Here is a 13,755-nt window from a genome sequence, read left to right as displayed (position 1 = left end):
ACTCGTTTTATTCTAATCTACATCCAAGTTCTTCAGTTGCTCGATTACTCGGCTTCTCGTAATATTGTAGGCCTGCCAGTTTCTTTCCTCATTATATGTTCGTTGCATTCTCTCTCGGAGGATCTGTTGTGCAGCAATATGATCTGGGTTCTCCTCGTAAATATCAATGACACCTTCTACTCCTGTATAGGAAAGTGTATTCAAGTAATCCAAGTCAATTTTTCCCGTTTCCTCAAATCGGTCGAGGTTGTTTTCAACAATAACTTTATGAAATGGAATAACGTTAAGTGCTGTATAAAACAACAAACTTGCAATAATGTAAAAATGGAAAAGAGATAGTTTTTCCATCCAGATTCGAATAAAAGTATACGCAAAAATAATCATAAGATAGATCATAAATGCGTGTGCAAGCAGACGATCATAAGTAAACCCGTAAGCCGCCTCATACAAGCTTAACCGTTGATAGGCAGAAGCTAGCATAATGCCACTTACAAGAACCAACAGAGAGTACATGGATTTCAGAGCTACTCGGTTTCTTTCCCCTTCCGTTCGAGTCCATTTCAAAAAGCTTGTTAAAAGGGTCCAGTTAATCATCGTTACGAGAATTAATTCAAAAAACCCTTTTCGCGCATACTCTGCGTACGTGAGCCCTTCCTGTAAGTTGCCCCCAAAGAAATACGTAAATTGAATCACGGTAAATAGGACATAGACTGTATTTAATAAAAGTAAAATAGTGAGTGCAACAACACTATCAAACCCCTTAGTGAGAACAGTATTTTCTTTATATGAGACAGGGTTTCGATAGTGAAGGGTTAACACTTGAAAAACACCGAAAAACACAAACCAAAATATCAAAACCGCTACGGTACGAAAAATTTGTTGTTGAACATTTAATTCCAGAATAAAAGTTGGAACATTCCAGACGAGTCTGGAAAAGACGGTATCTGCCGACATAAGCAAGATTGTGACGACGATTAGAATGGGTCCACCAATCAGAAGACCTGTTATAATTCGTTTAATCATGTACCCCGTTTTGGGATCCGCATTACGAAAAATCGAATGAAATACCTTCCCCATAAATCGTTTGTTATATTTAATCGCTTTTCCTATCTTAGAAAATAAAAATATAAGGAATGGTGGCGTATGCCATTGTAACGATTTTGGAGATGTCACAAGTATGATATGAATAAACATGAGCACCGGAATCACTAATATATTCAATTGATATAGAAAAGGGTTGTCGTAAACAAAATAGCTTGCTGCCAGCATCCAAATAACGAACATACACAAAGTACCAATGCGTCGATGCGTAAAAGCAACCTTTCGAAAACGAATAAAAAAGATACTATAAAAAGCAATAATGAATACAAGATACGACACACCAATTGTTCCATGGAAAAAGCTAATCTCTGCTAAAATGGCTAAGGCCAAACAGATAATAAAAAATTGGATATCATTACGTTCCACTTTCATTTTATTCACCTCTACTTAGAAATTCTAAATACATAGTAATTCTATGTATTAGTGTAAAAAAATTATTGGGATAAGCCGTGTGCTCCTTTTTAGCAGCACACAACCTATTAAACTGATGCCTTCTTCCCCCACTTGTATCCAATCCAACTAACCGGATAAAGAAATATCGTGGATATAATACAGGCTAGGATAAATTTGACGTTTAACAATGGCTGAAACCATTCATATGGAATTAGCCTAAAAATCGTTAACCCCATCAATATAAGGTTCGGTAAAATACAAAAGAGAAAGGTTCTCTTCAGAAGTTTTTTTCCTCTCGGTCCAAATTCTTTTCCAATCTCATAGCCCAACAAACCCCAAAAGAAAAAATAAATCATCATAATAACCATTGCAATATTTGTTAGCCCTTGCCAAATCATATGTAACCAGTCAAATTGAAACCAGTTATAGCCTAGTGTCAGGAAGCTCCCTCCGATAAATAGACTTATATTAAACCCAACGAACAACCATTGAGTTCGTTTCGGTGTAATCGAGACTTCCTGCTCCCAAAGCTTCGCAATTTCCGCTGGCGAGCCTAAGCGTTGTTGTATCATTTGATATGTTATTTCCGTCTTTTCTTGAGATAGTTCATAGACATGCATCTTACATTCTAGTAAAATTTCATCTTTATTTGGGCATTCACCAAGCTCTGTCTCCAAGTCTAGAAGAAATATTTCGTCTGGTCCTGTCACGACTCATCTCTCCTGATCAACCGGTTCATCACCTGTACGTATCGATGCCATTCACTCGTCTTTTCTTCCAGCATATCTATACCTGCTTGTGTAATCCGATAGTACTTACGAGCTGGGCCCTTTTCTTGATTTTGCCAGTAGCACTCGATATAAGCTTGTTTTTCTAACTTATGAAGAGCTGGGTATAGAGTTCCTTCTTTGATTTGAAGATGATGCTCGCTGCGCTTATCCATTTCTTTTACTAATTCATATCCGTACATATCACGCTCGTTCAATAACTGTAAAACAAGAAGGGAGGTACTGCCTTTTACTAGTTCTCGATTAAACATGTTTTCACCTACCTAGAATAAAAAGGTATATGGATAGAATATACCCTTCCTTCGAAAATGTAAAGGTTCCATTTATCGATTCACGATAAATGGAACCTTCCACACCTATTCTATAATCTCTAATTCCGGCAGCCATTGGGACATATGTGCTTGGATCTCTTGATAATGTTTTTGATAGTCTGGCATGATTTCATTCGTTAAATCTTTCATCGGAATGACTTTAAAGTCATTCCAATTAGGCTTGTACTCCATATAGGTCGGGAGAAATTTAGGCTGTTCCACCTTTATGGTTTCCTGATCGTTTTCAATCGTCTTTTTAATGGTAAGCTTCACAACACCACCGATTCGATTGTAAAACTCGTCTTGACCAGATATGAAGTTGGCTAAGGAATAAATCACGAATGGCTTGTTCCCATCTTTTCCTTGAACCCAATCCACTGGTTGTAACACATGAGGGTGGTGCCCAATTACAACATCCACTCCTAGGTCTGCGGCATATTGTGCTAAGTCGGTTTGCTCTTGATTTGGCATTCTTTGATTCTCGGCTCCAAAATGGTAGCTTAACACGATCGCATCAGAGATTTTACTCGCTTCCTGGACATCTGCAGCTATTTTTCCCTTATCAATCAGGTTTACCAAGTAGTCTTTACCCTCAGGTACCGGGATGCCGTTCGTGCCATACGTATAGCTTAAAAAGGCAACATCGATGCCTTCTTCTGTCTCCATCACTCGAATTCTTTGACTATCCTCTTTGCTTTCATAAGCACCCGTGTACATCATGCCAATTTCACTCCAATGGTCAATCGCACTTTGAATAGCCTTCTCTCCACGATCAAGCGTATGATTATTGGCAATGGTTACAACATCTACTCCAACTTCTTTTAACGTGTCCCCTATTTCTTGTGGGCTATTAAACGATGGATAGTCAGATAATCCAATCTCCGTTCCACCTATCATTGTTTCCTGATTTGCCATCGTGATTGTTGTGTCTCCTAAGTACGGTTTAATTTTTTCAAAAAACGGTGCAAAATCATACCCGGTTTCCGTTTCCGCATCGCCATAGACTCGTTTATGCATTGAACTACCCCCACCAAATGCTAAACATTTGGAAGGGGATTCTCAAATAGAGAAGCTGCTAAGCAGACCATAACCTGTTCAACTAGGCAATGGATTTTCCACTTTCCTCTTTAGTAAGATTGTCTTTCCTTCTCTTAGATTCCAACAGGAAACCGAGAGAGGAGAGTTCATCGCGAAGCCTTACTATGTCAGAAAGTTCTAAATGACCGAACCAGAAAGTTGGGACATCACTTAGGAGTCGAGAAACTGCGTTCCATTGCGCCCAATGATGTAGACCTTGTTTCTTCTCTGGAACAAGGGAATGCAACATTGGTGGAAGCTTCTCTTTGTATCCCATTGCTCTTCGAGCAATGACGTAAGAAGCAGCCTGGTGAATAGAGATTCCAAAACGCTTCATATATTTCATTTTACCAATTTGAGAAGTATAAGCTGGATTCACTTCATGAACTTCAATCCCTAATTTCTCTGCTCTACTTTTAATAGCAGAAACCATTTTACGATAGGCAAATAAGCTCATACGCATATTTGCTTTTTTATTTCCATAAGGGTTAGAGACTTTCGATTTGGTTGTATCCAGCTTTTCTACCGCGATTCCTTTATGATGGTTCACCGCATAATCAACAATAGCAATGGCCTCCGCTTCAAGAATCTTGGTAACCTGATTGGAACTTTTTCCAACAAGGTCGAAATCCAAAACAAAACTATTAACGAACTGACCTTTATGGTTTACATTCGATACAGCAAAGTGATCTACGTTACAATCCACACCAATTAACCCATCCGCTTTGCTATGGTTTTTATACTCTGATGTTGGGATATCTAGCAAACACTTAAAGATATAGTAGTCGCCTTTGTCTTCGATTGACCAACCAACCGATTTTCCTAGAAGTTTCCTATCTTTGGATTGTAAGTTCATTTGTTTTTCCACAGCTGAATCTATTTGTTCTTGCCCATAAGGAAATACGAGATCTTCGATGTGGACGATGGTTCCGTCGGGAGTTTGGAATGTTAACTGATGGGTTTTCGGATTGTAATGAAAAACAAAATTTCCTGATTTAGCATCTTTCCTTCCGGAAATCGTCATTTGATTGTACCGAGATTGGGTCCAATCCTGTTTCCAAAGGTCATGATTGTTTTTATATGTATCTAACGTGAATTGAGAACGAAATAGTTTTTTCGTGCCGAAAACAACGTTATGGATATTCCCTTTTAGGCTACACAGCATCTTCTCTAATCTATCTAGTCGGAATTCCAAACGACCTAAACGGCTTTTTAATTTAGATATTTCAGAATCTATGTACGCATGTTCAAAAGAATAGACATGGAAGAAAATAAGCGTTTCATTTTTATAATGAACTCCAAACAAGTTTCCATGTTGTTGAATGTGTTTCAAGTTACCTGGAAGATTGATTTTACCTTTGGCGATAGAAGTTTTTACTTTTCTCAATGAGGTTAATTTACTTTTGGTCGTCTTGATTTTCTTTTTCACCGATTTGATTTGCTCTTTTTTATTCGACATGTATAGCTTCTGCAATTCTTTTTGGGATTTTAAAAGAGCCTTCACTTCTTGGACAATGCTGTTGGTATAGTAATCATTCAGTTCGAATTTTTTCTTCACATGCACATGCAAAGAAACCCCATCCCTTTTTGATTTTCCTGAACGAAGTTCTTTAACATTCGTCGAAAAAGAGTAATGTTTTGCTTGATTGAACACAAAAAGAGCGTGACGTATGGAATCCACATGATTTTGCGCCAGTGCGTTTTTATATACACGTTTTGAAAAATATGCTTTCCTCCCCATTTGCCCGCCATCTCCTTTTGAATACTATAAGAATATTTTACCAAAGAGAACATATGTTCGTCAATTAGAAATTACACTTTTTTCGTAGTGAAAATCGATTCATCTCCCACTAATTGCTTAGCAATTTGGAGGAGTCTTCTCGATTAAGAACGATAAAATGTCTCCTACAGCTGTCAACGTAATCTCTTTTTCTACTATTTCTGGTTCTTCAATTTGTTCACTTTCTATGAGAACCTCTTGTTCTTCTTGCTCATATTCTGTTTGATTCCCTTTACTTGCTGGTTCTGCCTCTCGATTACTACAACCATACAAAAATAGGATACTGACCAAAAGCCCAAGTACCATCCAAATCCGTCTCATGCTTCTACCACCCCTCTGACTTGGTATATTCTTCCTCTATTCTAGTATATTCGACATCTTTTTTATAGCCTTTTTCTCGCACTCTCTTTCAAGGAGGAATCTATGTAATAGGACGAGATTCGCCGGAATAGGATGAAGAGATACCAATTTCAAAGGGGTTGTCCGAGATGGAACATTATTTAAAAAGCGCAGAATTTGAACATCAATTTTGGCTGCAGGTGTTAGGAGATCACTCCCGTTTTATTAGAGATTCCTTATATCCAAAAGAAGTAAACGATATAGAAACTGCCCGAGAATTTGTTTTTTTATTTGATGAACTTTTAGAAAGATCCAAAGCACTAGGGGAAAACAATGTGATCGCTTTCACAAAGGAAGCAGAGGCAGCAGCAGAGCGATTGAAAACATTTAAACTATCCCTTTTAGACCGTCAGTTGAACGGTCAGGTCGGGATGCTTTTATCCCCCACTTTTATGAACCATACAATCAATGAATTAGAGGAATATCAGTTGGTCATCAACTATTTAAAACAGGGAGAAGCACCTCCGATATTCCACGAGCTTCATCACCATCTCGTTTGGCTCGTCGATGCATCCGGACACGCTGGTATTATTAATGATCATCTCGATGGTGTAGAAAAACGTCTCAAGAAAAAGAGTAAACAGTTCGAAAAACACTTTAATTCCTTTTACTTAAAAGCTGTTGAACTGACCGGATACTTACGAACAAATCAGAAGTCCTTCCCTGCCTTAACGAGATTTAATTCCGATGTAGAAGTGGAAATGAATTTATTCCGCGTTTTTTTACATGAGTTAGAAGAAATGGAATTATCCGAAGAACTTCTAGGTACATTCTCTGGATTAATGGCCGATCACATGGCACGAGAAGAATGCTATTACTTAATTAAGCTAGCAGAATCTACCCAAACTTCTATGCCAGATTGTGATCCGACTAAACCAAGAACATTAGATCCTCATTAAAGGGAAAAGAGGCTGGGACAAAACTATAACTTCCCACTCTAAAGACGAACGATTACAGGATAAGAAGCTTAAAATGTTAATTTAAATGATTGGATTTTCATACACAGTTGATAGAAACTACGACGTAAATTTATTTATAGAAAAAATAATGAAGTGAAGCTGATGCCGCAGGAGTCTCCGTATTCTGCCTACGCTGATTGAGGTTTTCTAAATTTAGTGGGTTACTATACCCAATAAAATAAACAGTCAAGAAGTTCCTCTTACTTGATAAGGGACGCCAAACTAAGCTGCGGAAAAATGCGAGACTCCTTGAAAATAAACCCCAATTTTCTGCGTGCGAGGTTAAGCTTCCGCAGTATTCCTTGTCCTGTGGGAAAGGAACAGTTGAAGACCCCACAGTGAGCGTTTTTTGCGAGCGAGGAGGCTGAGGCGTTCCCCACGGAAAGCGAGTATTTTTCCGCAGCGCCGCATTAGCAGTCAACTTGATAAAGTATATACGAGTCCTTATTTCGTTACGTCGGAGTATAAATAAAATTTGCGACAATATTTACAAAATCCTCCAAATAGAAAAATCCGAACTGATTCGAATTCTAATGAAAGATTTCGAACTATAGTTCGGATTTTATTAGGATTATAACTCTTTTGTCCCATCCTCTTTTCAAGTCACATTTGTTTTGGTGCTTTCATGCCAAGTAGTCTTAGTCCCTCTTCTAATACAAGTACCACAGCTTGAACAAGAGCTAGGCGATGATCCCTTTTACTCGTATCTTCTAAGACACGAACATGCGCATAGTATCTGTTAAACGCTTGTGCCAAATCGACGACATATTTAGCAATAATAGATGGATCGAATTGTTCGGTTGCTCTTTTGACCGTATTCGGAAAGCTTAATAACTCACTGATAATCGACCAAGCATAAGTGTGATCTTCCTCCAAATCGATGAGGCCTTCTTGTGCTTGGAAGTTCCCTTTTTCTAAAAGTGAACAGCCTCTGGCATGTGTATATTGAACATAAGGTCCGGTTTCCCCTTCAATACGGAGCATGTCTTCCAATGAAAACTCCACATCGTTATTTCGGTGGTTTTTCAAATCATGGAACAGCACAGCACCTACACCGACAGCTTTAGCCGCTTCTTCCTTGTCTACTAGTCCAGGATTTTTTTCTTCCATATTAAACTTAGCTAAGTCGATGGCTTCACGAAGAACTTCCTCTAATAAGACGACCTTCCCTTTGCGTGTCGACATCTTTTTACCATCTTTCAGAATCATCCCGAATGAAACGTGATGCAAATCCTTCGCCCAAGCATAACCCATTTTCTCTAGAACGAGTTTCAATTGTTTAAAATGAAGCCCTTGTTCGTTTCCAACGACATATAACGATCGAACAAAATCATAGGTGCGATTGCGATATAAGGCAGCTGCTAAGTCACGCGTTGTGTAAAGCGTCGCGCCATCCGATTTCCGGATTAAACTAGGCGGTAAATCGTGCTCACTTAAATCAACGACCTGAGCACCCTCTGATTCAGTTAGTAAGCTCTTTTCCTCTAACAGCTTTACAACTTCCTCCATTTTATCGTTATAAAAGGCTTCACCATGTGTGGAATCAAATTCAATCCCTAACAGCTCATAAATCTTGTTAAATTCCTTTAAGGACTCTTCTCTAAACCACTTCCACAGGCTTTCTGCTTCTGTATCCCCATCTTCCAATCGTTTAAACCAAGCACGGCCTTCCTCCACTAAACTAGGGTCGGTTTCGGCTTCTTCGTGAAAAAGGATATATAGTTGGAGTAGCTCCTCAATCGGGTTTTGGCGGACCTTATTTTCTTCTCCCCACTTTTTATACGCAACCATCAGCTTGCCAAATTGTGTTCCCCAATCTCCGAGGTGATTAATACGAATCGGTTGGTAACCAGACTTCTTCAGAAGCAAAGCAATACTGTTTCCAATTACCGTAGAGCGTAAGTGCCCCATGGAAAATGGCTTTGCTATATTAGGAGAAGACATGTCGATTGGAACTTTTCCATCTTTCCCTCTATCAGAATCGCCATAGTGATTTTTCTTTTGGAGAATGTCATGAATCACTTTTGATCCGACTTTTCTCTTATCCAAAAAGACATTCACATAGGGTCCTACCGCTTCGACCTTTTCAAATAGATCACTCGCCACTTTTCCAGCTAACTCACTCGCAATATTCATAGGAGACGTTCGTTTTATTTTTGCCAATTCAAAGCACGGAAAGGCTAAATCCCCATGACTCAATTGCTTTGGTTGTTCAATGAGTTGATAAATCGAATCATACGATAATTCTGCTAGATGTTCTTGTAATGCTTCGGCAAATTGTGCTTTGTAATTCATTTTATCCATCCCTTTCTACTTACCAATTCATTAAAAAAACTCCCATCTCTTTACGAAAAAGAGACGAGAGTTTATATCCCGCGGTACCACTCTAATTGTTCCAAACTAGAACCTACTTAACCGATATCGGCGGCTACCGGTATTCCCTACTATAAAAGGATGTTCAATCTCTTGAACATTCCCTATACGGTTCAGGAATACAGTCGAGAAAGTCCGGTTCATTCTACCTTCTATGCTAGGCTCCCACCAAATCCTAACTCGCTTGGATATCCAGAAGAACTACTCTCTTTCTCATCAACCATCACTATTATAAAGTACTTTTATTATACCCATTCCCTATAAAATATCAATCCGCACTTGGAAAATTCTTCGTTTAATTCCGTTTGTGATGGGAATGATAATTATATACCGATCCTATAGAAAGGGTGATTTTCGATGGCACAAAAATCTCAATATCAACCAACACGTACGGAAGGTGCTTCTTTATCCGACACACAAGAAGTTCTTTACACGAAAGAATTTAAGAAGGCAGACATCGCCGGCGGCTACCGTAGATCTCAAGTGAAAGAAGCAAGAAGACAAAATCCTAATTTATAGTAGTACGACATGAACTAGTCCTCTTTTTAGGAGGGCTAGTTTTATTTTCCAGTTTCCTTAAATTCAACAATTCTTTTCTCAATTGCATCACGAACATTTTGGAACACAGTCCACTTTTCCTCTTCCGTTCCTACCGCTTGTGCTGGATCCTCGAAGCCCCAGTGCTCCCTTTTCACATGAGGAGGTGTTACCGGACAGTGATCGTTTGCATGCCCACATAACGTTACAACTAATTCTGCATTATTTAAAATGTCAGGATCAATGACACTAGACTCTTGATTGGATATATCAATTCCCGTTTCTTTCATAGCTTTCACCGCATTTGGATTTAACCCATGTGCTTCTAAGCCTGCACTTTTGACAGTCCATTCCTCGCCTAAATGCTTTTTAGCAAAACCTTCTGCCATCTGACTTCTACAAGAATTTCCTGTGCACAAAAAATATAGAGTCGGTTTTTGTTCCATCATAATTCCTCCTAAAAAAGTAATAAGGTGATATATAAACCTAGCAACGTAATAAATAACGTTGGAATGGTTAAAAGAATTCCTACCTTGAAATAGTATCCCCATGTAATGGTAACGTCCTTTTGTTTTAAAACGTGAAGCCATAATAGGGTCGCTAACGAACCAATCGGGGTAATTTTCGGACCTAGATCACTGCCGATGACATTCGCGTAAATAAGTGCTTCTTTTGTTACTCCTGTTACCCCTGTTTGTTGAATCGCAAGGGCATCAATCATCACTGTTGGCATATTGTTCATAATGGATGATAGAAAAGCAGCTAGGAATCCCATGCCCATCGTTGCAGCAAATAACCCTTGTTCAACCATTCCTTCCATGACATTAGCTAAAACATCCATTAAACCGGCATTACGTAATCCATACACGACTACGTACATCCCAATCGAGAAAAACACAATGGCCCAAGGTGCCCCTTTTAACACTTTCTCGGTCCGAACCGCTTCACTTTTACGAGCTAACAGTAAAAATGCAATAGCGACTACGCCAGCTATTACGGATACAGGTACTTGTAGCCACTCGCTTAAGAAGTAACCAACAAGTAACAAACCAAGAACGATCCATGCTATTCGAAATAGGAAGGTATCTTTGACTGCAACCCTCGGCTCCTTCAGTTCATTCACATCATAATGCTTTGGTATATCCTTTTTATAAAGGAAAAATAGCACCAAAATGCTTGCGATAAGACTAAACAAATTCGGAATAATCATTCTCGAGGCATATTCAATAAATCCAATGTCAAACACATCTGCTGAAACAATGTTCACTAAGTTACTAACAACTAGTGGTAATGATGTCGTATCCGCGATAAACCCACTAGCAATGACAAAAGGAAGGATTAACCTTGCCTTAAAGTTTAATGCTCGTACCATCGCTAACACGATGGGTGTTAATATAAGTGCTGCCCCATCATTAGCAAACAACGCGGCTACTAATGCACCCAAGATCGTAATAAGCACAAACATTTTTACGCCATTTCCATTTGCAATTCTTGCCATATGGAGAGCAGCCCATTCAAACAAGCCAATTTCATCAAGAATTAAAGAAATGATAATAATCGCGATAAATGCAAACGTTGCATTCCAAACAATCCCTGTTACAGCAATGACATCCTCCCATGTCACCACTCCAACTAGTAAAGCTAGGATTGCCCCGCCACAAGCAGTCCAACCAATTCCCAATTGCTTAGGTTGCCAGATCACAAGCGTTAAAGTAAGAAGAAAAATAAGTATTGCCAGTATGGTTTGTAGTTCCAAAAAAGTTCCCCCTAAAATTACCTACAAATAATTCTTAGACCTTTATTGTCTAATTCTTCAAGCTCATGCTTCACATTCGGAATATATTCCAAAATGCTTTCAAGCAGTGAAAAATGCTCTGAATTGGTATTCCATTCATAAAAGACCCATTGACCCTTTCGGTGTTCTACAATAAGTTTCCCGTCTTTTAATTTTCGTAAATGCTGACTAATAGCAGGCTGAGACATATGTAAGATCTCGACCAGCTCACATACACAGCATTCCCTATTGTGCAAAAGCGCCATGATTTTTAAACGTGTTTTGTCTCCCAACAGTTTTAAAACAGTTGATGTTTTATCAAGAGATACAGTGGTTAGATTCTCCATACGCAACCCCCATATAAGTATTTGCTTATATCATTATATATAGGACAATCTTTTTCTCCAAATGAACAGCTTATAGGAACTATCGGATATCGTATTTATCCTGTAAGTCCTTTGGAGCCATTTGAACGATTTTTTGCAAAACAAAGCCAGCTACTGCTACGTCGTCTAGTATTCCGAACCATAGAAAGAAGTCCGGAATTAAATCGAATGGAAAGAAAATATAACCCACTACCAACAGAACAGAGATTAATTTCTTGCCATTACTAACCTCTTTAGACGTAAAAAAGTCTTTTAGAAACGGGATTGATTTTCTAATATTAAACAAAAATTTAAGCCGTCTAACAAATCTTCTCATCTTATTCCCACCTTTTTAGCATTAACTGATCATCCTCTGATGTAGGGTTTCCTCGTCCGTCCGTATTATTTGTTATGAAGTAAAGCCCAGCCTCTGTAGCAAGTACATCACGGATTCTACCATAACCACTAATGATTACATCTAATTGCTCCTGATCAAGGGAGTAACGATGAATAGCCTCTCCCCGAAGCCCCGCAAAATAAAAATGGTCATCGTAATAAGTTAAACCAGAAGGTGCCCAAGTCTCTTCTCCGGAATGAACAATAGGTGTTTGCATTCCGCTTTGACCCTGATCTCCCTCTATTTCTGGCCAGCCGTAATTAGCTCCCGCCTGAATGCGATTTAATTCATCATGTGCTTGATTCCCGTGTTCAGTAGCATAAAGCTGATCACCTTCTGTCCAAGCAAGCCCTTGTGGATTTCGATGACCAAGGCTAAAAATAAGAGAACCTGGAAAAGGATTATCTGACGGAACGGATCCATCCAAATTCACACGCAAGATTTTTCCGGCTAAACTTTCTTTGTTCTGGGCCAGATCTGGTTCTGTTGCATCCCCCGTTGTTACATATAGTTTGTCATCCGGCCCTATTTCGATTCTTCCCCCTTGATGAAAGGTTCCACCAGGAATTTGATCGATGAGCGTATAGTCTTCCTTCCAAACTTCTTCCCTTTCTATAATAGCTACTACTCTTTGATAAACTTCACCCTCCTGAACATAGGAGTAATAGGCTATGGCTCGGTTTGTTTGGGTAAAATCCTCTGGTATGACCAAGCCTAATAGACCCGCTTCAGGTTCTTCCGCTAATTCTTCGTCTAGTTCCACCGGTTTTCTTTGATACTCATTGCTTTCTATTTCGACAATAGAGCCATTTCTTTCACTGACGTATATTCGTTCCTCAAATTGTACAATTTCCCATGGCTCTTCTAAATGTGATGCTATCGTTTGTACCGAAGAGATTTCTGTTTCCATCCTATCCGGACTGTTGGCACCTTCCTCACGATTACGTTCCTCCTGATCGGAACACCCAACGCTCAACATGAATAATCCTACAACAACAAGAAATCGCACCACACCATCACCCCTCTGGTCTTGAATTTACTATACTATACCTCACTTCCTTCCTCCTTGTAAAAATACGACTCTCCTTTCAGAAAAAAACTCAACCGAATTGGTTGAGTTCCTTTTTCTTATTCTTTTTACTCAAAATGTTTATGGCCATGACCGTGCTTTTTATGCTCCATCATGTAGCCGTTCTCTTTTAGTTTTTCAGTAAAAAAGTCTATATGCTCTTTCATTTTCTTCGCCTTGTCTTCACTGATTACACCGAACTCGACGTATTTATCAATGATCAATTTTCTTTGTTTAACAAGATCATCGTGTAATACCTTCATTTCAGCCATTTGATCTTTCGTTAACTCTTTCTTTTCCGTTACCTCTTGATTCGAGTCACCGCTGTCCTCAGCACTAATATCTAGAGAACTGAAGCTAAACAACGTTAAAGTAAAAGCTGCGACTATCAAACTCCATTTTATTTGTTTCATGATTCATTTCCTCCCTTCC

The 13,755-nt window shown here is 39.0% G+C and carries 14 protein-coding genes, 1 pseudogene and 1 other annotated feature; of the genes and pseudogenes, 2 read left to right on the top strand and 13 right to left on the bottom strand.

Annotated features, from left to right (window positions below):
* Positions 1-12: 12 nt before the first annotated feature.
* The 6 genes and pseudogenes from KO561_RS02145 to KO561_RS02120 all read right to left on the bottom strand — a co-directional run bounded on the left by KO561_RS02145 (position 13) and on the right by KO561_RS02120 (position 5,771).
* Positions 13-1,473, bottom strand: coding sequence for a DUF4153 domain-containing protein (locus KO561_RS02145; protein WP_231095528.1), 1,461 nt, complete (start codon positions 1,471-1,473; stop codon positions 13-15).
* Between the two features lie 107 nt (positions 1,474-1,580).
* Positions 1,581-2,204, bottom strand: a complete 624-nt coding sequence (locus KO561_RS02140; protein ID WP_231095527.1) for a hypothetical protein — start codon at positions 2,202-2,204, stop codon at positions 1,581-1,583.
* On the bottom strand, positions 2,201-2,533 hold the full coding sequence (locus KO561_RS02135) for a PadR family transcriptional regulator (protein ID WP_231095526.1): 333 nt from the start codon (positions 2,531-2,533) through the stop codon (positions 2,201-2,203). Before KO561_RS02135 ends, KO561_RS02140 begins: the two co-directional genes overlap by 4 nt.
* A gap of 105 nt (positions 2,534-2,638) precedes the next feature.
* Positions 2,639-3,622: pseudogene (locus KO561_RS02130) on the bottom strand (CapA family protein); the annotation flags it as partial.
* A gap of 70 nt (positions 3,623-3,692) precedes the next feature.
* Positions 3,693-5,411, bottom strand: coding sequence for an IS200/IS605 family accessory protein TnpB-related protein (locus KO561_RS02125; protein ID WP_231095524.1), 1,719 nt, complete (start codon positions 5,409-5,411; stop codon positions 3,693-3,695).
* A 117-nt stretch (positions 5,412-5,528) separates the two neighbouring features.
* Entirely contained in the window at positions 5,529-5,771 is a 243-nt protein-coding gene (locus KO561_RS02120; RefSeq protein ID WP_231095523.1) for a hypothetical protein, read from the bottom strand.
* Between the two features lie 167 nt (positions 5,772-5,938).
* Here KO561_RS02120 and KO561_RS02115 point away from each other — a divergent pair, with 167 nt between their 5' ends.
* On the top strand, positions 5,939-6,748 hold the full coding sequence (locus tag KO561_RS02115; protein ID WP_231095522.1) for a DUF2935 domain-containing protein: 810 nt from the start codon (positions 5,939-5,941) through the stop codon (positions 6,746-6,748).
* A gap of 663 nt (positions 6,749-7,411) precedes the next feature.
* On the opposite strand, the gene argS is transcribed toward KO561_RS02115, so the two are convergent.
* Complete coding sequence (gene argS, locus KO561_RS02110) at positions 7,412-9,103, bottom strand: arginine--tRNA ligase (RefSeq protein ID WP_231095521.1); 1,692 nt, start codon at positions 9,101-9,103, stop codon at positions 7,412-7,414.
* 56 nt (positions 9,104-9,159) lie between these two features.
* Positions 9,160-9,408 (bottom strand) — a binding site (T-box leader).
* A 130-nt stretch (positions 9,409-9,538) separates the two neighbouring features.
* Between argS and KO561_RS02105 the strand changes: the two genes are divergently transcribed.
* Positions 9,539-9,700 carry a YfhE family protein gene (locus KO561_RS02105; RefSeq protein ID WP_231095520.1) on the top strand — a complete coding sequence of 54 codons (162 nt, stop codon included), beginning with the start codon at positions 9,539-9,541 and terminating at the stop codon, positions 9,698-9,700.
* A 41-nt stretch (positions 9,701-9,741) separates the two neighbouring features.
* On the opposite strand, the gene arsC is transcribed toward KO561_RS02105, so the two are convergent.
* The 6 genes from arsC to KO561_RS02075 all read right to left on the bottom strand — a co-directional run bounded on the left by arsC (position 9,742) and on the right by KO561_RS02075 (position 13,736).
* Positions 9,742-10,164, bottom strand: coding sequence for an arsenate reductase (thioredoxin) (arsC, locus tag KO561_RS02100; protein ID WP_231095519.1), 423 nt, complete (start codon positions 10,162-10,164; stop codon positions 9,742-9,744).
* 11 nt (positions 10,165-10,175) lie between these two features.
* The gene (locus KO561_RS02095) at positions 10,176-11,474 is read right to left on the bottom strand and encodes an arsenic transporter (RefSeq protein WP_231095518.1); all 1,299 of its coding nucleotides are present in this window, start codon (positions 11,472-11,474) and stop codon (positions 10,176-10,178) included.
* Between the two features lie 17 nt (positions 11,475-11,491).
* The gene (locus KO561_RS02090; protein WP_231095517.1) at positions 11,492-11,839 is read right to left on the bottom strand and encodes an ArsR/SmtB family transcription factor; all 348 of its coding nucleotides are present in this window, start codon (positions 11,837-11,839) and stop codon (positions 11,492-11,494) included.
* Between the two features lie 79 nt (positions 11,840-11,918).
* Positions 11,919-12,194: a YkvA family protein gene (locus tag KO561_RS02085; protein WP_231095516.1), complete on the bottom strand. Its 276-nt coding sequence runs from the start codon at positions 12,192-12,194 to the stop codon at positions 11,919-11,921.
* Position 12,195: 1 nt separating this feature from the next.
* Positions 12,196-13,266, bottom strand: coding sequence for a PQQ-dependent sugar dehydrogenase (locus KO561_RS02080; protein WP_231095515.1), 1,071 nt, complete (start codon positions 13,264-13,266; stop codon positions 12,196-12,198).
* A 125-nt stretch (positions 13,267-13,391) separates the two neighbouring features.
* Positions 13,392-13,736, bottom strand: a complete 345-nt coding sequence (locus tag KO561_RS02075; RefSeq protein ID WP_231095514.1) for a DUF2680 domain-containing protein — start codon at positions 13,734-13,736, stop codon at positions 13,392-13,394.
* Positions 13,737-13,755 lie beyond the last annotated feature (19 nt).

Origin of the sequence: Radiobacillus kanasensis, assembly GCF_021049245.1 — a bacterium.
Classification (GTDB): domain Bacteria; phylum Bacillota; class Bacilli; order Bacillales; family Amphibacillaceae; genus Radiobacillus; species Radiobacillus kanasensis.
The sequence above is the reverse complement of the archived record's forward strand: the minus strand, read 5'-3'. Positions and strand labels throughout refer to the sequence as shown.